This window comes from Herpetosiphonaceae bacterium, from assembly GCA_036374795.1.
Taxonomy (GTDB): Bacteria; Chloroflexota; Chloroflexia; order Chloroflexales; family Kallotenuaceae; genus LB3-1.
On the sequence record DASUTC010000240.1, the window covers coordinates 1 to 21509 of the forward strand.

The following is a 21509-nucleotide window of genomic DNA, read 5'->3' on the forward strand; positions in this document are numbered from 1 at the left end:
GCGGCACCTCAGGCTTTGGGTGTGTGCGGAGCGCCACGGACCCACCCCGTCCCATCCCGAACCGGGCCGTGAAACGTGGCAGCGCCGCGGGTACTGGGGCCTCGGCCCTGGGAGACAAGGTCCATGCACCCTGACCATTAAACTATCAAGGGACACTCGTACGAGTGTCCCTTGATGATTTTAAGCCGATTGTTGCGTGCGTCTCAGAACATGTCGCCGATCCAGGGATGCGCGCCGCTAAATACCGCACCGGCTAGCGTCAGATCGGACTCTGACGCGTTAATAGTGCTGATCATCTTTAGCTCAGCCGGAGCCATAAAGCCGCTATAGATTGCCGCGAGCTCGCCCACGCTTAGTGCCAGACGCCCCTGCCCACCCGGCGATACGACGCCCCGACCATCCGAGACGTGCAGTATAAAGCGCCCGTTGTTTCCTGGTAGCAGATCATCGTGGATGTCGAGATGGAGCTCGGCGTTTAATCCATGTGGATAGCCCCGTCTGCTGAGCGCCTGCTGCACATCGATAATTCGTAGCATCCACTCAAGTGCTCGGCTAGTGCGAACTCTTGTATGCATGCCCGCTATCAGGTTTTCCCTGATCAAATACACAAATGGATCGCGCGGCCCGCTATGCCACGTCATGTGCTCCACCATCGAGCGATAGCTCGCACATAAGCTGAGCAGGCGGCGGGCTGCAACTGGAGTCAGAGTACAGACATCTACGAGCATCAGGGGATCGCTACGCCCGGCTTGAGTCAAGACGATGTAGCCTTCTGGCTGTCCGTCGCAGACGACCAGGAAGCGAAAGACTTGTGCCTCCTTCGGCTCGAATTTTTGCTGCCACATCCACTCAGGACGGTCGAGGTTGCCTGCGCTGCTGATGGCACGGTGCTCATAGATCTGCCGTAGCTGGGGATAGTGCGCTGACTCGATGGGAAGAAGCTCGCCCGCATCTTCCCTAACATCGATCGCTTCGAGCGGCAGCGAGTAGGTGATGCGTTGCCCTGCGCGCATATACCCGGCGCGCTGATAGAATGGCAGCGTGGCCGGGTAGAGCGCCGATAGCGCGATCCCTTCCGCGTGTAGCTCTGCTAAGGTCCGCCGCAGCATCAACGAGCCGATCCCGGTGCCGCGCGTGGCAGGTGCAACTCCTACGGCGGTCAGCCCGACCATCGGCACACGAGCGCCGCCAAACCACTGCGCCATGCGGATCATCCCCAGCCCAGCCACGATCTGCCCACGCTGCCATACCGCTCGAAGGCTATCATTTTCCAGGGCAGCCAGCCAATCATCCATCCTCCCCGGCGGCGAGTGCAGCGCTGCGCCAAGAACTGCGGTAAGCTCGGCTCTTTGGTTCTGCTGGGGCGCTCCGAATACGATCTGGTTGGCGCGTGGACGGTGTGACATCCTTGGCTCCTTGGTTCTCTGACGCGCCTCTGGCTTGACGCCGTGCTAGCCAGCGTATTCGATCGAGTTTGGAAGGCTCGCGCTCAACGGCGGGTCCTCGGCGATCAATGCCTCGATCTCGGCAGCCGGCACAGGCCGGGCAAAGTAATAGCCCTGCCCGACCTCGCATCCCAGGATGCGCAGCTGGGTTGCCTGCTCGAACGTCTCGATCCCTTCGGCAATAACGGTCATGCCGAGCGTATGCGCCAGCGTGATCACCGCTCGCACGATCGCCGTATCCTCCGCCGAGCGTCCAAGACCATCCACAAACGATTTGTCGATCTTGAGCGTATCCACGGGGAAGCATTTGAGATAGCTCAGGCTGGAGTAGCCCGTACCGAAATCATCGATCCAGATCTGGATACCAAGCTCTTTTAGCTCGCGCAGCGTGGCGATCGCTGTATCCACGTGCTCCATGACCATGCTCTCAGTAATTTCCAGTGCCAGAAGATGTGCGGGCAGCGCTGTAGCGCGTAGAATCTGGTCGATCTCCGCTACTAGTGCCGGATGTTGGAACTGACACGCCGAGAGGTTCACGCTGATGGTCAGCGGCGGCCCTGCTGGCCGCAGATCGTGCCAGATTCGCGCCTGGTGACATGCCTGCTCCAGGACCCAGCGACCCAGCGGCAGGATCAGCCGTGTCTCCTCGGCCAGCGGGATGAAGATGCCGGGTGGGATCGTGCCGCGCTGGGGATGCTGCCAGCGCGTCAGGGCTTCCACGCCAACGATCTGACCGGTTGCGAGATCAACCTTGGGCTGATAGCACAGATGGAACTCGTGCGCCTCAATCGCCCGCCGCAGCTCGGCCTCAAAGTCCAGCCGTTCCAGCGCGCGGGCATTCATCTCCGGATCGTACAGCGCATAGCGCGCCTTGCCGAGTGACTTCGCACGGTACATTGCGACATCGGCCTGGCGTAACAGCTCGTCGGCGTGCTCCTGGCCCGTGGCAGACCACGTAATCCCGATGCTGGCCGTGACGAAGAAGGTCTGATCGCCGACCACAAAGGGCTTGTCCAGCTCGCCGATGATCCGCTCTGCGACCATCACCGCCCCGTGAATATCAGGAAGCTCCTCCAGCAATACGGTAAACTCGTCTCCTCCCAGGCGCGCGGCTGTGTCCTCAGCACGAAGGGAGGCTTGCAGGCGCTCGCTCATCATGATCAGCAGGGCATCGCCTGTTTTGTGACCAAACCGATCGTTGATGTACTTAAACTCATCCAGATCCAGAAAGAGCACCGCGAGCGATTGCTGGTGACGCTGCGTATGGGCCAGAGCGCGCTGGAGCCGATCCTTGAACAGCGCCCGATTCGGCAGGTTGGTCAATGAGTCGTGAAATGCCTGATGGGAGAGCAGCGCTTCTACCTGCTGGTAGTTCTGAACGGCGATCTTCAGGCTGGATAGGGTCGTCTCAAGCTGCTCCATCGTTGCTTTCAAGATCTGGACGAGATTATGCATCCGTGCCAGCGCCAGCAGGAATAAGACAGCGGAGCCGCCGACGATCACCGGTACCCAGATTGGCCTGCCGCGCGCTATCTCCACGGCGAGCACGGTTGGTCCGAGCAGCGAGGCGGCGGCGAGCAAGACGAAGCGCTGGCGCGTGATCTTGACCTTCGGCGTGGGAGCAGGCTCGGCCAGCGAATGCATCGAGGGATGGAGCGCGGCAACGCCAAATCCGACATAGGCGAGCAGCCAGCCAAAGTCGACGATACTGCCCGTGGCATAGGTTCGGTTGAGCTGCATGATCGCATAGACGACATCGGTGAGCAGGATCAGGCTGAAGCTCCATGCAAGGAAGATGTAGGAGCGCGGATGCGGGCCTGGGCTGAGGAGGAGATTGACGATGATCGCTACCAGGCATATATCCAGGAGCGGGTAGGCCATGGAAACGAACTGCTCGGCCAGCGTGAGTGCAGGATTGCGCGTGTACGGCTCCATGAGATAGACCCATCCCAGGATGCCTATGCTGACGGCGACGATCGTCGCGTCGATCACGCTGCCTCGATCTTCCCGCCGCATGCGCCGATGAACGAGCAGCAGCATTCCGGCGATGAGCGAGAGGTAGCCGACAAGGTATAGCGCATCGGCCAGCGACGGAAATGGCGACTCAATCCCTAGGACCAGCTCGTAGTAGGTCCAGGCTGCGTTGCCAAGGCTGGTCAGGATCTGCGCAAGGAGGAACAGGTACCAGGGCAGGCGCAGAGGCGGACGATGCAATCGCATGCCGACGCAAATCGCCGCGATATTTGTGCCCGCCAGGACAACATAGTAGAGATTGAGCGCTGCGAGCGATGTCAGCCATACATAGCCGGCAGCGGCGACGATCCCAAGCACAAGGTAATACCACCAGACGCGCGTGCGCATCGGGGTGAGCGAGACATGAGCGGCGGGGGATCTCATCAGAATCTCCTGGCATACGCAAGACATTCGTTTGTAGCAGCCGTTGAAACCGTGGGCAGGGCACCGACAGGTAAGGCATGGGCTTGTAGAATACTCGGATATGGCTTTGGAAAGAAGAGAAACCGCCGATCGAGAATAGCTACCGTATTACTGAGAGATTGGGCGTATGGTTGGTGATGAGTGTTTACCGATCATAGTGTACCACGATAAGTGGTGCAGAATTCGCTAATTATTCTTGTCGGGGAGTGCACCGCTGCTACCAGGGAGCGTGCTCCTTAGCGCGGATCGAGCCGATGGTTATGCTCTTCGAGGAACGTACGAACCGCCGCGTTAAACTCCTGCGGCGACTCGGTCATGAAGGCGTGGCCGCCGGGCAGCACCTCGAATGCAGCGCCCGGAATCGCGTCCGCCACCTGACGCACCCGCGCCAGCGGCATCAGCACATCCTGCTCTCCGGCCAGCACTAGCGTCGGCGCGACGATTCTCTCCAGGCGTCCGCGTGTATCGTGGCTGCGACACGCCGCGACATGGCCGCGCAGCCCTTCCAGCGGTTGCTGCGGTTTTTCGACGCCGTACTGCACCAGACCATCGACGATGCCCTGGTTGTTGAGAAACTGCGGGCTGAAGCTGAGCAAGAGGCTTTGTCGCACTCGTGTTTCGCGCTGCGCCTCGTCGGCGGCTAGCTTCAGCGTCATCGTCCAAACGTTGTCGAGCCAGGCGTCGCTGTGGGCGACGGTGCCCGCCAGCACCAGCGCTCCGATCTGCTGCGGCGCGAGCAGCGCCAACTCCTGCGCGATGTACCCGCCCATCGATGTGCCGACAACATGCGCGCGCTCGAAGCCAACCCTGCGCATCAGGCCGAGCGTATCAGCGGCCATGTCGCGGATCGTGTAGCCAGGCGCGGGTATGGTGCTCCGCCCGACGCCGCGATGATCGAAGACGAGCACGCGAAATGTTTCTGCCAGCGTCCGCAGATTTGACAGCCAGGCGCTGTGATCGGATGAGCGGCCAGCGATCAGCACCAGCGGCGGCGCTGCCGACGGCCCGTGCAGCTCATAGTAGAGGACGATATTGTTGATCGTAGCGAAGGGCATAGGTTTCACACGGGACCACGGAGCAGGGCTGCGTTGTCCGCTAGATGGCGCTCCGACACCGCCTGGATCAGACGATCGCGGTGGAGTATGGTACGCGCCGTGACGATGATCGGTGCCGGATTACGCCGGGGCGAAGAGCCACATTTCGGCGCATGTTGTCGGGATTATACAGTCTGTGGCGGTTGTGGTCGAGGGTTCTGCCGAATCGCGTCAGGTGCCGATCGAGCGACCAAGCAGCCGCTTGACGATAAACAAGACGCCGAACGATGCCGCCAGCAAGATCACCGATAGCGTCAGGGCGACCGAAAAATCTAGCTCAAAGCCAAGATAGATCGCCAGCGGCATGGTCTGGGTGCGACCGGGGAAGTTGCCCGCGAAGATGATCGTCGCGCCGAACTCGCCCAGCGCGCGCGCCCAGGTCATCACCAGCCCGCCCAGCAGCGCGGGCCGCGCCAGCGGCAGCGTGATCGCGGCGAAGACTCGCAGCGACGAGGCCCCGTCGATCGCCGCCGCCTGCTCAAGCTCGCGCTCGACGCTCGCAAAGCCTGCGGCTGCCGCCTTGACATAAAAAGGAGCGGCGACAAAGGTCTGAGCCAGCACCACGGCGGCCTGCGTAAACGCGATCGAGATGCCGACATCGACGAGATACTGGCCCAGCAGACCGCGCCGCCCAAACGCCACCAGCAGCGCGATCCCGGCTACCGAGGGTGGCAGGACCATCGGCAGGTCGATCAGCGTGTCGAGCAGCATGCGTCCGGGGAAGCGCCGCCGTGCCAGCAGATAGGCGATCGGCGTCCCCAGCACCAGGGCGATCGTCGTCGTCAGCGCGGTTGTCACGAGGCTCAGGCTGATCGCCTGGGCGACGGCTGGCTCGACCAGATGCGTCAGGAGATCGGCGAGATCCACGCGCGCGACCAGCGCCAGGAGCGGCACCAGCAGCACGAGCAGCAGCGGCAGGCTGCCGAGCAGCAGCAACCAGGGCCGTTGTCGCGCGCCGCGCCGCCATGCGGAGAAGCTGGCACGCTGGAATGTCGTTGTCACCATTCGCTCAGCCATTGTCATCACTCAGTTCACAGGCATTGGCACAGCCAACTGCTGAGATAAAGCCGTACTCGGCCAAAATCTGCTGGGCCTCAGGCGACAGCACATATTCAACGAACTTCCGAGCCAGCGGCGCGTTTGGCGCATCGGCGATCGTCGCGATCGGATACGACGCGATCGTGTTCAGCTCATCGGGAATGTCGATCCATCCCACGTCGGCAGCGGCATCGCGCGCAATATCGGAGCTGTAGACGATGCCCGCGTCGGCCTCGCCGAGGACTACTTTGCTGAGCACGGCGCGCACGTTTTCTTCATACGAGACGACGTTACGCAGCACGGTTTCGCTGTAGGCCGTGGTGTACTGCGGCAGCGCGGATGCCTTGCTCAGGAAGTCGAGCGAGTACTGGCCCACGGGCACGGCGCTGGCGGCCAACACCAGCTTCACGCCGGGCCGCGCAAGATCTTCGAGCCTGGTGATCCGCGCCGGGTTGTCCCTGGGATGTACGACGACCAGCCGGTTGTGGGCGAAGGCTCGTTGTGTCCCGCTGAGCACCTGCCCCGACGCGATCACGCTCTCCATCTGGACGCGATTAGCCGAGGCAAACACGTCGGCGGGCGCTCCCTGGGCGATCTGTTGGGCAAGCTGCTGCGACCCGGCAAAGTTGAAGCTAGTCTGCGCGCCGCTGGCTGCATCGAAGCGCCTGCCGATCTCGCCGAACGCTTCCGCCAGCGATGCGGCGGCAAAGACATTGAGCCGCCCCGCCCCGCCTGCCATGTTTGGATCTGTTGCGCTGGCTGCCGTCGATGTGGCTGCGGACTGGGACGGCTGCGTCGAGCCGGTATCCGGTGCGCTGGCACCGCAAGCCACGAGCAGCACCAGCCAGAGGCCGGAGAGTAGCGACAGGGCGGATCGTTTCATGCAGCCTCCTGAAGCCGTGCCCTTGATCGATGATCGATCATGCCAGCGCGGGAACAAGCGTCGCCTCACAGGTATCGAGCCATTCGAGCATGGCTTCGAGCTGCCCACGCCGGAATTCATGGACGAGCCACGGGTAGGGCTGGTCGGCTGTGGCGGCGGCAAGCACCGCCCGCAGCGCCGCCAGATGCGCCCGCGTCACCTCGCGCTGGACGACCAGCAAATGCTGCACGGCGGCTGGTCCCTGTCGCTGTGCCCAGAAGAGCTTGGCTAAAAACTCGATACGCACATCACGTCCATGCGCGACGGGCGACGAGAGCCATGTGGTAAAGGCGCTACGGCCCTCATGGGTCAGATGCAAGAGCCGCTTTGGAGGACGCATCGCTTGCGGGATGATCTCGGCGTCGATCAGGCTGTCGGCCTCTAGCCTGGAGAGCAAGGCGTAGAGCTGCGCCTGCTTGACGTGCCAGACGAGGCCAAGCGCCCGCGCCTCCTGAAGCCGCTGGTGCAGCTCGTAGCCGTGCAGCGGCGCATCGAGCAGAAAGCCGAGCAGCGCGTGCTCCACCGATAAGATTGTCGTGCGCCGAGGACTCACATCGTCACCTTGGAGCTACTCATAGTTTGAGTACCTGTTGTCTGATTATGGCAGAGCGCGCGGGGGATGTCAATAGTTACCTCAGCACAAAGGAACAAAGGAACAAAGGAACAAAGGAACAAAGCGGGTGCCCTTTGGGCGAAGGAGCAAAGGAGTAAAGGAGCAAAGGCTTGACTCCCTTGTTCTCTTGTTCTCATGCACCCCTGATCCCTGATCGCTTGAAACCGGCGTCCTATGTTCATGCCGGACGAAATGAAGGTCTATTGTCATCGTGATGTTAAGTTGCGACAGACAAGATGGCGGGCCGCATCAGTAGAATAGCTCCAGGCTCGCCGTCACGATACCGAACCGTGCGCAGTAGCACAACGCATAGCGGCACGCCGCGCTGCCGCTGGACGGCGACCAAGTCATCAATCGACACAGCAAGCACTCCAGCGCCTCATCACGATCGGATCGTGTGCATATGATGACACACTCACTCATCACGCTATCCATTCAGGAGACAGCCATCGCGTCACGGCGGGCGTTCCTGTTCCAGGTAGATGTCGACGGCAGGCCGATTGTGCGCGACCAGCGCCTTTCGATCGCCGAAACCCAGGTGCTGCGCGGCCTGACGAATCAGTACGCGACGATGTTCAACATCGGATCAGGCATGGCGCGCTTCGCGCTCGATCAGCAGCGGGCGCTCGGCGTCAAGCTCTTTCACCTGTGGCTGGCACCGGCCTGGGAGCGGCTGCGCTCGCGGATGCATCCGGGTATGCGACGGACGCTGGTGATCGCCTCGGATGTCACCGAGATCCTCAATCTGCCCTGGGAGCTGCTGCGTCCGCCGAGCGGCGACTTCATCAGCTTCGATCCGGCCTTCAGCATCCGCCACTGTCCCCGCCCGGACGCGCTGCTGCACCAGATGAAACACCCGCTGCCCGCCGGACCTCTACGGGTCTTGTTCATGTCCTGCGCGCCACGCAACCGGGGCGGGCTGGACGGCAGACGCGAGGAGGCGGCGCTGCTGCGCACTATCGCTCAGGCGGGGCCTGAGCTGACCGTCGAGACGGGGACGCTGGGCACGTTCGCGGAGCTGGCCGAGCGCATCGCCACGTTTCAGCCGCACATCGTCCATCTGGCGGGTCAGAGCCAGCTTGGCCGGATCTGCCCGGCGTGTCACGAGCTGAGCCAGCTTCAGGAGCAGCACTGCCGCCAGTGCGGGGGTCTGCTCGAAGGCGTGCCGGAGCTGGCCTATTTCCTGTTTGAAGATGAGCGCGGCCAGGCCGATCCGCGCTCGGCGCTTGAGATTCGTCGGCACCTCGTCAACAGCAGCGTGCAGTGCGTGTGCGTCAGCAGCGGCCAGCGGCAGAAGCGACCGCCGATCGCTGCGGTTGGGGGTCTGTGCCAGGCCCTGGTTTCAGAGGAGGTGCCGCTGGCGGTAAGCTGGGCCTGCTCGCTCGACGATGAGGTCGTGACGCCCTTTGCCGCGACGTTCTATCGGACGCTGGCGGCGGGCGAGCCGATCGACGATGCGCTGGCACGTGCCCGGCTGGCGATTCGGAGCGCCTGCGATCTGCATGGCAATCTGGCCTGGACGCTGCCGGTGCTCTACGCCGCGACGACTCAATCGCTGGTTGTGACACGGGCACCCGACTGTGTTGCGCTGCCAGCGCCGCGCCAGCATGTGGTGCAGCCGCCGCTGCCCGGCCTGACCGAAGGCGGCGCGGCCAGCCTGATCGCCCGGCGACGCACTTCTCAACATCTGCTGCCCGCGCTCAGGGATGGCACGCTGCGCACGGTGCTGCTCACCGGGGAGGCTGGCAGCGGCAAGAGTGTGCTGGCGACCTCGCTGGCCCACGCGCTGGCGCAGCAGGGCTTTACGCCGATCCCGCTGGCGAGTCGTGCGCATCTGCCGCTTACAGCGGCGCGGCTCTTTCAAACCTGCGCTACGACGTTGATCAAAGCTGGCTACGCTCCGCCTGCCGCCAACGCGCTCTTCGATCCGCGACTCTCGCTGCGGGAGCGGCTTCAGTGCCTTATGCTGATGCTCAATCGCGGGCGGTTCGTGCTGCTGCTGGACGGCTTTGAGGCTAATCTCGATCCCAAGACGCAGCGCATCCAGCGTCCCTGGCTGGCGCTCTTCTACACGCATCTGTGCTACCAGCTCTCCGGCGGCGGGCGGGCGATTATCACCAGTCGGGTCGCGCCCAAGGATCTGACCCAACTGCCTGAGGCGGCGGCGGTGCAGGAGATCGGCGTGTTCTCCGAGGCCGCGTTTCTCAGCCATCTGCTCCACGAGACGACGATCGAGCGTCGCTACCAGCGCGGCGAGTTACCGCCACATCTGCTGCGCGAGCTGCATTACTACCTGGGCAAGACGCCGCGTTTTCTTGAGCAGATTCGGGCTGCGCTGCGCTGTGCCTCGGTGGAGGATCTGCGGGCGCTGCTGCCGGGTCGGCGGCCATCCGACGATGCGGACCAGGCGATCGTGGCGCAGCACGCCGACCGAGCGCGGATCGTGCCGCTGGTCGCGCGGCTCTACAGCGGCTTGCATCCTGATTCCCAGCAGGCGCTCTGCCGCGCGGCGATCTTTGACACGCCTTTCAACCTGGAAGCGGTGATGGCGGTGAGCCATGTGTCGATGGAGCAGGCGCGGGCGTATGTGCAGCAGTGGCAGGTCCAGGCGCTGATCGTCGCGGTGGGCGATGCGCTCTGGAGTGTGCCCGGCTGGCTGCGCGGCTGGCTGCGCGCGCCGGAGCGGCTGAGCGCCGAGGAGCATCGCGCGGCGCATCTGGAGGCGGCGACGTTTCTCGGCGCGCTTGAGCAGCAGGCGAGCGAGCGTATTCCTGGCCTTTCGTGGTTGGACTGTCTGCTTGAGGCGCGCACGCACTACCTGGCAGCCGACGATGTTGCGGCGGCGCGGGGTGTCACCTGCCGCATCAACACGGTGCTTGGCCGCTGGGGCCTCGACGACGATCTTGAGCAGTTGAACCACGAGCTGCTCGGCTACGAGCTGCACCCCACGCCGATGCGCTGGATCGGGCAGACCTACGCTATGCGCGGCGATTACACAACTGCTCAGCACTGGTTCGAGCGGTCGCTGGTGGTGGCGGGCGATCGGCAGCCCGCAACTGCGGCGGATGTGTGGCGCACGCTGGCCGTGCTCGATCTCAAGCAGGGCAAGCTGCGCAGCGCGCGGGTCAAGCTTGAGAACGCGCTGGTGCTCTGGCAGCAGGTTGGCGACCGCGCGGGCGAGGCGTCGACGCTGGCCCAGCTTGGGGTGCTCGCGGCGCGGCTGGGACACGCTGAGACGGGTCTGCGGCTGGTGGCGCTCAGCGCGCTGCTCTTCCGGCAGATCGATCATACCAATCCGCCGGAGGTTCAGACCTGGATGCAGCGGCTGGCGAATCATCTTGAGTACGGCAGCCGACAATTTCGTTGCATGATCCGGCAGGTGGTGGCCGAGTATCGCGAGAATCGCGGCTGGAGCCTGATCCACGGCGCGTTCCATACGCCGGATGAGCACCCTCACGCCGAGGCGCGCGCGGCGGCGTGAGTTGGTGACAACCTGACGGACAACAAAAGAACGAACGATCAAACGAACAACGGCTTAACGCCTGATCGCTGGTGCGCCAGGTGGCATGCTCCCCGACCCCTGAGCGCTGGTCTTGGGCCTGTCAGGACAGGTTGCGCGAGATAGGACTAGCGGTGGAATTGTCCGCGCGATGACTGACACGTATGATTGGCCTGGGGCGCTTCTCGTCTTGCCGCGCTGCCGTCGGTCAAACCGATGGTACTGCTGCTGATACGCATCCGGCGCGTCAGCACTATCACGCAGCCTGTGGTATGCCGGAAATCGCCATTCTTTAATGCGCAGCAACGAATCGAACTCGGCCCGGACGTTTCTGACAGCTATGCGAAGGAGTACGATTGTGAAGCCCATGACCTGGAAGCAAGGCATGCTCTCGGCGGCAATTGTGGTTTTGCTGGGGATCGCGGCGATCGTTCCGCATGGGGGTGTCCTCGCCGACACGAGGTGCGAGCATTACGATCATGGTCACTTTCCCGGCACCAGCGGCAAGAACGAGCGGTATATCTACTGGGATCATTGGAACTATAGCGGCGGGCACTACAACCGCTACTGGCACGAGTACACCGACCTGAGTCACACGGAATATCACTCCAGAATTTGCCCCAGCTAACGATTGCCCAGGAGAAACTCCGTACCTGTTGTTGTCGGTCCCGCAGCGAGAGGGAACAGCCACGCCCTCTCGTTCGGGCCGCATCTGACGATCGGCAGCATACTCGCGCTGCCATCCTGACATGATTGTTATGCATCACACCTTCAAACGACTGGCGCGGCGTGCGCTGCTCTGTCTGACTTTCCTGCTCGCCGGGTGCGGTGCGGCATCCGATGATGCGGCGGCCTGCCCAAGCGTTCCCGGCCCGATCTCCGACTCGATCGTGCTTGAGATCGCTAATAACCTGGCGACGCTGCCTGAAACCGGCGGTCAGCCCCGTCCGCTGACTACGTTTCCGCTCAATGTTCGCGCCAGCAACCCAGCGTGGTCGCCTGATGGCGCGACTCTCGCGTTTACGGTGATCAGTTTGGCACAGCAGGGCCGCGAGCTGATCGAGCACGGACACCATATCTGTGGCCTGGATCGGCAGACCGGCCAGGGCCGCGAGCTGGTTGCGCGCGTACCCAGGACGACGGTGCTCGATGAGGTGGCCTGGACGCCGGACAGCCGGGCGTTGCTGATGTTGCGCTATGAGCAGGACGGTATCAACGAGATTGTGCGTCACGAGCTTGCGACCGGCAAGGATGAGACGGTGCTCGCGCCACAGGCCGCGCTGGTCCGCTCGCCGATTGTCGCGCCAGATGGCACGCGCGTGGCGTATATTCAGATCGATCGCGGTGATGACGGGCCAATGCCGCTGCTGATGATCGCACAATCCAACGGCCAGCAGCCGCAGCCGATAACACCATCCAGTCCGGCCTTCGCTCTGATCGCCGCGCCGCGCTGGTCGCCCGATGGACGGCAGATCCTCTTCACGGCGGCGCGCACCGCCTCGGCCACGGCTACCGCTCCCGACCGATCGCTGCTCGATTCGCTCGCAGGCGTCGGCGCGTCCGTGGCGCGTGCTCACGAGATCAAGGCGGATCTGTGGCTGGTCGATGCCGATGGTCAGCATTTGCGCCAGCTGGTCAAAGACCTCAACGATCCGCGTGCCGCGTGGAGCGCCGACGGGCGTCGCATTGTCTATGCCAGCGGCGAGGGCGTGGCGATCGTCGATCTCCTGAGCGGTCAGACGCAGCCGATCAGCAGCCAGGGCGGACACGCGATCACCTGGGCGGCAAAGTAGCCTGCGGACCCCGCAATTCACCGCACACAGCGCCCCGCCGCAGGGTGGTGGTACTCTGGCCCACACCCTCGGCCCCCTGCCATATCCTCACGAGTCCTGTTCCTGCTCGGCTGCGGGAGCACCCCGGCACAGGCGGCCCCGCTCCTCCAGCAGTGGGAGCGGGGCGGTCGCGTTGTGAGTTGCCAATGGGTCTATAATCGACAGATACTCTTGCTCGTAGAAAGGAGCGGCGCTCGCGCCGGAACATGATGATCGAGCAACAACCGTTTGGACGGACTGGGCATTTGAGCACGCGCACGCTGTTTGGAGCGGCGGCGCTGGGCCAGGTTTCCCAGGAGGAGGCCGACCGGACGCTAGAGATGTTGATGCAGTACGGCGTGAACCATCTCGATACCGCCGCCAGCTACGGCGACGCTGAGCTACGTATGGGACCCTGGATGGAGCGCTACCGCGATCGATTCTTTCTGGCGACCAAGACCGGCCAGCGAACGTATCAGGCGGCGCTCGACGAGATCCAGCGCTCGCTGGAGCGTCTGCGTGTCGACTCGGTCGATCTGCTTCAGTTGCATAACCTCGTCGACGAGATCGAGTGGACGACCGCGCTGGGTCCGGGCGGCGCGCTGGAGGCGGCGATCGAGGCGCGGCGGCAAGGGCTGGTCCGCTTCATCGGTGTCACCGGCCACGGCACGACCGTCGCGCGGATGCACGTGCGTAGCCTGGAGCGCTTTGATTTCGACTCGGTGCTGCTGCCCTACAGCGTGATGATGATGCGCGATCAGCAGTACGCCGCCGATTTCGAGGCGCTCTTTGCGCTCTGTCAGCAGCGCAACGTGGCCGTGCAGACGATCAAGGCGATTACGCGCGGGCCGTGGAGCGATCAGCCTCGGACGCGCGCGACGTGGTACGAGCCGCTGGAAGAGCAGCCCGACATCGACACCGCCGTCCACTGGGTGCTGGGGCGTCCGGGCACGTTCCTCAACACTGTTGGCGACATCAACCTGCTGCCCAGGGTGCTCGACGCCGCAGCGCGCTACCAGACACGACCGTCGGATGCCGAGGTGGCGGCGCTGATCGAGCGGACGCAGATGGCACCGCTGTTTGTATAGCTCGGCCATCGAGGCGCAGGCGTCGGGGAACAAGCGAACAAGGGAACGACAAGGCTGGACGTTTTGTTCTTGTGTTCCCTTGTTCCTGTGTTCTTCGGCTAGTTCTTTGTTCTTCCCCACTAGATGAGCTTCCAGAGCGCGGGCACGATCGGCGGCTCCCAGCCAACCTGCGAGGTATGCGCCTGGATACACTCGTAGTTCTTGCCGCCGTAACTGACGCGCGCGCCGACCGCATAGTAGGTGTTGGGTGCCCACGCCGGGTACACGCCGACGCTGGTCGGTGTGGGCGTTGCGGTGCGGATGGGCGTGGGCGTTGGCGTGCGGATGGGCGTGGGCGTGGCGGTGCGGATGGGCGTCGCGGTTGGCAGCGTGCTGCTGCCAAAGATCACGTCCGAACAGGAGTAGAACGCCTCCGGGCTGTCGGTGCGCTGCCAGATCGCGTAGATCAGATGCCTGCCGGTCTTGCCCTGCGGAAGCTGCGCGCTCATCACATACGCCCCATCGACGAGCGGCGGGTCGCTGATGGTCGCGAAGGGCGTTGCTTCAAGATCCGACCACTTCAGGGGCAGCGTTGGATTGTAGCCGCTTCGGGTGACATAGAGCTGGAAGTAGCCCCGATGCGGTGCGGTCGCGCGGTAGCGGAATGTGAAGCTGCCGCTCGTGGGCAGCGTCTGCGCCTTCCAGTCGGATCGCGCCAGATCGAAGCCTTTGTACTTATCCCGCCCGGCGCTGCACAGCTTACCATCCGGGATCAGTGAGCGATGTTGACCGTTGGCGTTCGCCAGGTTGATCTCGTTCCAGTCGTACAGCGCCTGCGTTCCGCCGACCGCAACCGCCGCCTGGCATGCGGCGGAGATTGGATGCTCAGGGCCTTCCAGAAAGCAGTTGTAGGATCGGCTGATCGGCGTCTGCATCGAGCCGTGGGCCTGCACCAGGCTGGCGCATAGGGCCAGCACGAATCCTGCGGCAATGAGTGCCAGCCCGAACGCGGGTATCCTGCGGGCAATCATAGTTCCTCCCCTTCAGTGGCTACGCACGCCTCTGCGCTCTGCTGTCACCGCTGCTCTGGATTGTGGTTGACGGTGAAGCTGCCGACTCCTGGGGGCGAGAGCCGGGTAGAGCGACGGTTTTACTCTTTCTATACCTCAATCTACAAAATCGCGGGGTGGAACACAACGGTAAAATTACGCAACTTCGCGCTGATTTCGCGGTGCCCAGGCGCGCGCGTGTCGATCTTGCCTACGTAGGAGCAGACTGACTCATGCTAGAGATGTACATCGTCACGCCTCAGCGCGGTGTCAGCCGTCCCCAGGGCGCTCGCTGCGACATTGGAGCGTTCGAGCGCGAATCGACGCCCACGCTGACGCCGCGTGCCCGTCTGCCGCTGATCGCCTGGTAGTGTACACGCGCGTCACAGGGTGGAATCAGAGAACTGGCTGGGGAATGTTTTGGAGGACTCTCCCAATCGCCCCGGCCTCGCGGCGCGCTACGCCTATCCGCCGCCCGGAAGCGTCGGCTCCAGCACCAGGCGGAGCACACCGTAGATCACCGGAAGGACGAAGAACAGCGCGTCAAAGCGGTCGATGATGCCGCCGTGGCCCGGAAAGATCTGGCCTGCGTCTTTGACTCCGGCCTCGCGCTTCAGCGCCGACTTCGCCAGATCGCCGGGTGGGCCGACGATCGCGACGATCGCGCCGCAGAGTGCGCCTACGAGTCCGTTGATCGGCAGCTCAAGCCATCGTTGAAAGATGATCAGCGCGTAGGCCACGCCGACCAGCATGGCGGCGACGAGGCCCCCAATCGCGCCTTCCCAGCTCTTGCCGGGGCTGACGCGGGGCAGCAGCTTGTGCCGCCCCCAGGTGTGGCCGATGAAATAGGCCGCGCTGTCGCTGGTCCAGGTCAGCGCCAGCGGGAAGAGCGCCAGCGCAAATCCGGCCAGTGCTTCCTGCCGAAGCGCGCCAAACGCGGGATCTGCGCTCAGGTGACGCAGCAGCGGCAAAAAGGCCAGACTCCCGCCGGTCCACAGCGCGCCGACAACCGTCACGCCGATCGTGGCGAAGGGCTGCTGATCGGCGGTGCGTGCCCAGGCCGTGGCTGCAGCGGCCACGAACACCAGGGCGATCGAGAGCAGCCAGAGCCAGGGCGCGACCGTAGCCAGCGCCGGGTAGGCGGTGGCAAGCAGCACGAAGCCCGCAGACGCGGCGTAGCCCGGCGCGGCAATTGCGTGAATACCGCGCTGCGCGGCCAGCCGGTAGAACTCATAGGTGCCGCCCGCCGCCAGCAGCGCGACCGCAGCGCCCATCAGCCAGCCGCCAGCGTAGATCAGGCCCACAGCCAGCGGCACCATCAGCAGCGCCGTCACACTCCGCCGAACGATCTCACGCATGTAATCGGTCGCGGCGGAACGCGCCGGGAAGGTCGTGTGTTCGCTTCGTAGCTTCATCGCGGCACCAAATATAGCTCCATCTGGCTCTATTGTGTCCGCCGCCAGCAGCGCAACGAGGAAAGAAGCCGCACTCCAGCGTGCAGATTCCGCTACGATGGCAGGAGCGATGCTGCATGATCAGTTGGATTCGATCCGCTCGAACGCCAGATCGTAGTTGCGCGATGGGATCGAGCCCAGCCGCTCCGGCCAGCGGCCGGTGATCGTCGTGATGATCTTGCCGACATGCTCGTGACTATTCTCGATAAAGAGCGTGTAGCGCTGCTGTATCCCCGCCGCGACGGTGCCAGCCAGGAACAGGCCAGGTATGTTTGTCTCCATCGTCGCCGGGTCGAAGACGGGCACGCGGTTTTCTCCCCGAATCTCGACGCCGATCATCTCCAGCAGATGCTGCTCGCCGCGAAAGCCTGTGTTGAGCAGAACAAAGTCGGTGGGGTGCAGGATCGGCTCGTCGCTCGCATCGCGGCTTGCCGTGGAAGCCAGCACGACATGGGTCGCTGTGATCTCGACCGGTATCGTCTCAGGCAGGAAGCCGATCGTTCCCGCCTCGATCTGCGCCATCAGGTCCGGCAGCAGCCAGTGCTTAACGCGCTGCTCGTCGAACTGGGCGCGGCGATAGCTCAGCGTTACCTGAGCCCCCGCCCGCCAGCAGCGCAGCGCGGCCTCTACCGCTGAGTTTTTACCACCGATAATCAGTAATTTTCTACGAAAATAGTCATGAGGATCACGGAAGTAGTACGAGACATGCGGCAGGTGCTCGCCCGGAAGATGCAGCCGGTTCGGCCCGTGCATATCGCCGATGGCAAGCACGACGCGCCTGCTACGGTAGCACCGCTCGCCGGTCAACGGCTGCGTCGTCAGCACAAACTCGTCCGAAGCGCGCTCAAGCGACGTTACCGGCTCGTAGGTGTTAATCTGGAGATCGAACTGCTCGACGATACCGCGCAGATAGGCCAGGTATTCCTCGCCGGTGATGCGCTGCTGATGATTGTTCTGGATCGGCACGCCCGCCAGCGCGAGGCGCTCCGTGGTGCTGAAAAAGTGGGTATTGCGCGGCCACCACGTCAGCGTGTAGCCAATCTGCCGCGCGTCGAGCTGGATGTAGTCGATGCCCGCGCGCTTGCAGCACACCGCCAGCTCCAGGCCGATCGGCCCCGCTCCGATGATCGCCAGGTCGTATATGTGCGGATCGGTGTGATCCCGCTGTGGAAGTTGATTCACGATACGCTGCCTCATGTGGGAACCACCCGCCGGTCGATCCCAAGCTGATTACTATGACAGTGTACCGCAATCGGCACACGAGATCCGCCCAGGTGAGATCGGCAGCGCCCGTCAGGCCAGACACGAACAAGACCGTTGGGCGATGACGAGATGGCAAGATCCAGGCTGAATCTCTTTCATGGGCACGCGGACATGCTATAATCAGCACACAATTAATCCCCGTGCCATCGGCCACTGGAGCATACAACCACCATGCACTACACGAATACCCTCCTCGATCGGCTGCGATTCGTCGGCGACCCCGATCCCGATCGGATCGTTGCCGAGCTTGCTCGCGACGGTCAGATCGAAACCGTCAACCACCTGCTTCGTCACCTGATTCACAACGCCCAGCCCATCCCGGCGGAGCTACCCGATAACATCGAGTTGTGGCTGCGCGATATGGCGCAGCTTCCTGCCTGGGTCGATCGCGCGCGGATCGATCGCGCCGCGACATTCTTTGTCGAGCACGGCATGGCGATCACGCTGCTCCTCAGCACCAGCGGCCTGGTCGGCTGCTACGCGGCGCACAAAGGTGTTAAGGTGATGACCTTTACCTATCGCATGGGCCAGAATCCTTATCATCGCATCGCCGAAACCGGCCAGTTCGTGTTGTCGGCGCTCACGCCCGGCGGCCTCTTCGAGCAGGGTCGCGGCCTGCTGACCACGCTCAAGGTACGGCTGATGCACGCAGCGGTGCGCTACCTGATCCGGCAAACCGGACGATGGGACGAGGCCACGCTGGGTGTTCCGATCAATCAGGAGGACCTGCTGGGTACGCTGATGGTCTTTTCGTACGGGATCATCTGGGGGCTGCGTGAGCTTGGTACCCACGTGACCGACGAGCAGGCCGAGGATTATCTGTATGCCTGGCGCGTGATCGGCAGCATCCTGGGGATCGACCCGACGGTAATGCCTACGTGCTGCGAAGACGCGCACGCGCTGTCGCTCAAGATCGCGCAGCGCCAGCACGGACCGTCGCCTGAGGGTGTGCAGATGACGCGGGCGCTGTTGCAGATGCACGCCGATCTGATCCCTGGCACAACCTTCGACGGCATCGTACCCGCGCTGATCCGCAAGACGATCGGCGACGAGATCGCCGACTGGCTGGATATTCCGCGCAGCTCGTGGGAGATCGTCGTCAAGCACGTCAAGAGTGCGGGAGCGATTCTGGATCATCTCGACCGCGCGACGGGCACTGCTGCCACGGTCGTCGATCGGGTAGGCATTGCGCTCTTACAGCGTGAGGCGATCCGTGTGGCCGAGTATGAGCGTGGCGCGTTTGCGATCCCGACCGACCTGCGCGATGCGTGGGCCAGCAAAGGCCTGTCTATTGCCCAGGAGCCGCATCTATGAGCCGTCCGGTGCGCGTGCTGATGCTCGGCGGCGGCTATGTTGCGATCGGCCTGATCCGCAGCCTGCGCCAGGCGATCCGGCGCGGCGAGATCGAGGTCACGGTGGTCAGCCGCGAAAACTATCATGTCTTCCACGGCTTCGTGCCCGATCTGGTCACGGGACGCATCGGCCCCGACCAGATCCTCAGCCCCGCGCGGCGGGTGCTCAAGCCTGCGCGCCTGCATGTCGCCGAGATCGAGGCGATCGACCTTGAGCGCCGACGGGTGACGACCAGCCGCAAGCTCGATGGGCGAGTCTACGAGCTGGATTACGATCATCTGGTGCTTGGCCTTGGCTCGCGCGATAATCTGACGGCCTATCCGGGCCTGGCCGAGCACGCCTTTCGGCTGAAGACGTACGACGACTGTTTTCAACTACGCAATCATATTCTGACGATGCTTGAGCTGGCGCAGATCGAGCCGGACCCGATCGAGCGGCGGCGGCTGCTGACCTTTTTTGTCGCCGGTGGCGGCTATGCCGGGACTGAGGTCGCCGCTAATCTCTGCGAGTATCTGCGCAAACTGATCCGACGCGACTATCCGCAGCTTGCGGGCAATGCCTGGCGCGTTGTGCTGGTCCACCCCGACACGGCGATTTTGCCGGAGCTGGCTGGCACGAGCGGTGATACCAGCCAGCGCAGGGCGTTTCCCCGGCTGGTGGCCTACGCGACTGAGCATTTGCGGCGTCTCGGCGTGGAGGTGCTGACGGAGACACGAGTCGTCTGGACGACGCCCGGCGAGGTTGGGCTGTCGAATGGGCAGCGCATCCCGGCGCGGACGATCATCAGCGCGGTTGGCACCCGGCCAGCCAGCCTGATCGAGCAGTTGCCGCTCGATCGCGCCGCGAGTGGAAAGGTTCGGGTCGATGCGGATCTGCGGGTTGCCGGGCAGCCCAACGTGTGGGCCGGTGGTGACTGTGCCGCCGTGCCGCATCCACACGGCGGCATTTGCCCGCCGGTCGCGGTGTACGCGCTGGAGCACGGCAAGCAGATCGGCAAGAATCTGCTGCGCGTCGTCGGCGGGCAGGTGCCACAGCCGTTTCACTACGTCGCGTTTGGTCAGGGCGTGGCGATCGGGCGCCGCCATGCCGTAGCGGAGGTCAAAGGCTTCCAGATGAAGGGCAGGCTGGCCTGGGTGATCGGGCGGGTGCTGCTGCTGATGTATGTGCCGAGCGGCGAGCGGCGGGTGCGGCTGCTGCTCGACTGGCTGATGAGCTGGCTCTTCGGGCGCAACGCGGTCGAGGCCAGCGTGGCCGACGCCGACGACTACGAGATCTGCCACCATGTCTTTCAGCCGGGCGAGATCATCGTCGAGCAGGGCCAGCGCGGGCGGTACATCTACCTGATTATGGAGGGCGAGGTCGAGGTGCTCGATCGGTGCAATGCAGGCGAGACGATTCGCCAGACGCTTGGACCCGGCAGCCACTTCGGGCACACCACGCTTAACGGAGATCGCGAGCGGGCGATCCGCGCGCGAACCTGCGTGCAGGCGGTCACGGTGCGCGCCGATCAAGCGCGGCGGCTGCGACAGGTGCTCGCCCCGCTGACGGCGGTCGAGTAGCCCTAGATTGACATAATTGACGATTGCCAGAAACGGAACGGATCGGCGCTGTGATTCATTGCTGTGATTCATTCGCTCCCGGCGATTTCCTGGTATGAGAGTTGGTAGGCTCTCATCGGACGGTAGGTGATCGCATGGAGGAAATCACATGTGGAGACGATCTAACACTTCGACCAGGGACCTGGGGCTGCTGGCGCTTCGGCTAACGGCGGGCGGACTCATGGCCGGGCACGGCGCTCAGAAGCTCTTTGGCGCGTTCGGCGGCTACGGGCTGGAAGGCACCGGCGGCTGGCTCGAATCGATCGGACTGAAGCCGGGCAAGAACTGGGCGATGATGGCAGGCGGAGCCGAGTTCGGCAGCGGCATGCTGACGGCGCTGGGCTTTTTGCATCCTCTGGGGCCGATCTCGATGTTTGGCCCGATGATCATGGCCTGGACGACAGTCCACACAGGCAAGCCGATCTGGGCGACGAGCGGTGGAGCGGAGCTGCCGCTGATGTATCTGGCCACTGCGAGCGCGCTCGGTCTGACCGGACCAGGAAGCTACTCGCTCGACGAAGCCTTCGGCGTCGAGGTGCCGACGTCGCTTGTGCTGCTGACGGCAGCCGGCGTCGCAGCCGGTATCGGCGCGGGGATCATGATGCAGGAGCCGCCGCCGCAGGAGCAGGCGGACGAGGCCGGTGGCGAGCTTCAGGCTGGCACGGAGGCCGGTGGTGAAGGCATCGACACGGCGCTGGCGGCAGGCGAGTAGTAACGGAAGAACAACGGAACAAAGAACAAACAGGGAGTCCCCCATCCACTCCTTTCTTTCTTGCGCCCCCGCTCTTATCGCAACCTGGGTACCTCTGGGTGGAGCAGCCTGCCGACGTTCGGGGAAGGGGGCGTGGGTGAGGGCATCCCAATTGA

General features: G+C 63.6%; 17 protein-coding genes and 1 rRNA gene. 9 read left to right on the forward strand and 9 right to left on the reverse strand.

The window, feature by feature from the left end; all coding sequences use genetic code 11:
- The first annotated feature begins 17 nt into the window (after positions 1-17).
- Positions 18-132, forward strand: a 5S ribosomal RNA gene (rrf, locus tag VFZ66_17825).
- A gap of 71 nt (positions 133-203) precedes the next feature.
- Here rrf and VFZ66_17830 read toward each other — a convergent pair.
- The 6 genes from VFZ66_17830 to VFZ66_17855 all read right to left on the reverse strand — a co-directional run bounded on the left by VFZ66_17830 (position 204) and on the right by VFZ66_17855 (position 7488).
- Positions 204-1406 carry a GNAT family N-acetyltransferase gene (locus VFZ66_17830; protein HEX6291049.1) on the reverse strand — a complete coding sequence of 401 codons (1203 nt, stop codon included), beginning with the start codon at positions 1404-1406 and terminating at the stop codon, positions 204-206.
- A gap of 45 nt (positions 1407-1451) precedes the next feature.
- On the reverse strand, positions 1452-3842 hold the full coding sequence (locus tag VFZ66_17835) for a bifunctional diguanylate cyclase/phosphodiesterase (protein HEX6291050.1): 2391 nt from the start codon (positions 3840-3842) through the stop codon (positions 1452-1454).
- Between the two features lie 275 nt (positions 3843-4117).
- Entirely contained in the window at positions 4118-4936 is an 819-nt protein-coding gene (locus tag VFZ66_17840) for an alpha/beta fold hydrolase (GenBank protein HEX6291051.1), read from the reverse strand.
- Between the two features lie 210 nt (positions 4937-5146).
- Positions 5147-5992, reverse strand: a complete 846-nt coding sequence (locus tag VFZ66_17845; protein HEX6291052.1) for an ABC transporter permease — start codon at positions 5990-5992, stop codon at positions 5147-5149.
- Entirely contained in the window at positions 5985-6896 is a 912-nt protein-coding gene (modA, locus tag VFZ66_17850) for a molybdate ABC transporter substrate-binding protein (protein ID HEX6291053.1), read from the reverse strand. The genes VFZ66_17845 and modA overlap by 8 nt, the downstream gene beginning before the upstream one ends.
- Before the next feature lie 37 nt (positions 6897-6933).
- Entirely contained in the window at positions 6934-7488 is a 555-nt protein-coding gene (locus VFZ66_17855) for a helix-turn-helix transcriptional regulator (protein ID HEX6291054.1), read from the reverse strand.
- A gap of 463 nt (positions 7489-7951) precedes the next feature.
- On the opposite strand from VFZ66_17855, the gene VFZ66_17860 reads away from it, so the two are divergent.
- The 4 genes from VFZ66_17860 (at position 7952) to VFZ66_17875 (ending at position 13946) form a co-directional block, all read left to right on the forward strand.
- Positions 7952-11029 carry a CHAT domain-containing protein gene (locus VFZ66_17860; protein HEX6291055.1) on the forward strand — a complete coding sequence of 1026 codons (3078 nt, stop codon included), beginning with the start codon at positions 7952-7954 and terminating at the stop codon, positions 11027-11029.
- Between the two features lie 376 nt (positions 11030-11405).
- Positions 11406-11675 carry a hypothetical protein gene (locus VFZ66_17865; protein ID HEX6291056.1) on the forward strand — a complete coding sequence of 90 codons (270 nt, stop codon included), beginning with the start codon at positions 11406-11408 and terminating at the stop codon, positions 11673-11675.
- Between the two features lie 130 nt (positions 11676-11805).
- Positions 11806-12840, forward strand: coding sequence for a hypothetical protein (locus tag VFZ66_17870; GenBank protein HEX6291057.1), 1035 nt, complete (start codon positions 11806-11808; stop codon positions 12838-12840).
- 284 nt (positions 12841-13124) lie between these two features.
- Complete coding sequence (locus VFZ66_17875) at positions 13125-13946, forward strand: aldo/keto reductase (GenBank protein HEX6291058.1); 822 nt, start codon at positions 13125-13127, stop codon at positions 13944-13946.
- Positions 13947-14065: 119 nt separating this feature from the next.
- On the opposite strand, the gene VFZ66_17880 is transcribed toward VFZ66_17875, so the two are convergent.
- On the reverse strand, positions 14066-14956 hold the full coding sequence (locus tag VFZ66_17880; GenBank protein HEX6291059.1) for a lytic polysaccharide monooxygenase: 891 nt from the start codon (positions 14954-14956) through the stop codon (positions 14066-14068).
- A gap of 251 nt (positions 14957-15207) precedes the next feature.
- On the opposite strand from VFZ66_17880, the gene VFZ66_17885 reads away from it, so the two are divergent.
- On the forward strand, positions 15208-15345 hold the full coding sequence (locus tag VFZ66_17885) for a choice-of-anchor Q domain-containing protein (protein HEX6291060.1): 138 nt from the start codon (positions 15208-15210) through the stop codon (positions 15343-15345).
- A gap of 93 nt (positions 15346-15438) precedes the next feature.
- Here the strand turns inward: VFZ66_17885 and VFZ66_17890 are convergent, their stop codons facing one another.
- The gene (locus VFZ66_17890; protein ID HEX6291061.1) at positions 15439-16389 is read right to left on the reverse strand and encodes a phosphatidate cytidylyltransferase; all 951 of its coding nucleotides are present in this window, start codon (positions 16387-16389) and stop codon (positions 15439-15441) included.
- A 120-nt stretch (positions 16390-16509) separates the two neighbouring features.
- Positions 16510-17610, reverse strand: coding sequence for an NAD(P)-binding domain-containing protein (locus tag VFZ66_17895; GenBank protein ID HEX6291062.1), 1101 nt, complete (start codon positions 17608-17610; stop codon positions 16510-16512).
- Between the two features lie 252 nt (positions 17611-17862).
- Here VFZ66_17895 and VFZ66_17900 point away from each other — a divergent pair, with 252 nt between their 5' ends.
- The 3 genes from VFZ66_17900 to VFZ66_17910 all read left to right on the forward strand — a co-directional run bounded on the left by VFZ66_17900 (position 17863) and on the right by VFZ66_17910 (position 21354).
- The gene (locus VFZ66_17900) at positions 17863-19005 is read left to right on the forward strand and encodes an oxygenase MpaB family protein (protein ID HEX6291063.1); all 1143 of its coding nucleotides are present in this window, start codon (positions 17863-17865) and stop codon (positions 19003-19005) included.
- Positions 19002-20603, forward strand: coding sequence for an FAD-dependent oxidoreductase (locus VFZ66_17905; GenBank protein ID HEX6291064.1), 1602 nt, complete (start codon positions 19002-19004; stop codon positions 20601-20603). Before VFZ66_17900 ends, VFZ66_17905 begins: the two co-directional genes overlap by 4 nt.
- 148 nt (positions 20604-20751) lie before the next feature.
- Positions 20752-21354 carry a DoxX family protein gene (locus tag VFZ66_17910; GenBank protein ID HEX6291065.1) on the forward strand — a complete coding sequence of 201 codons (603 nt, stop codon included), beginning with the start codon at positions 20752-20754 and terminating at the stop codon, positions 21352-21354.
- Positions 21355-21509 lie beyond the last annotated feature (155 nt).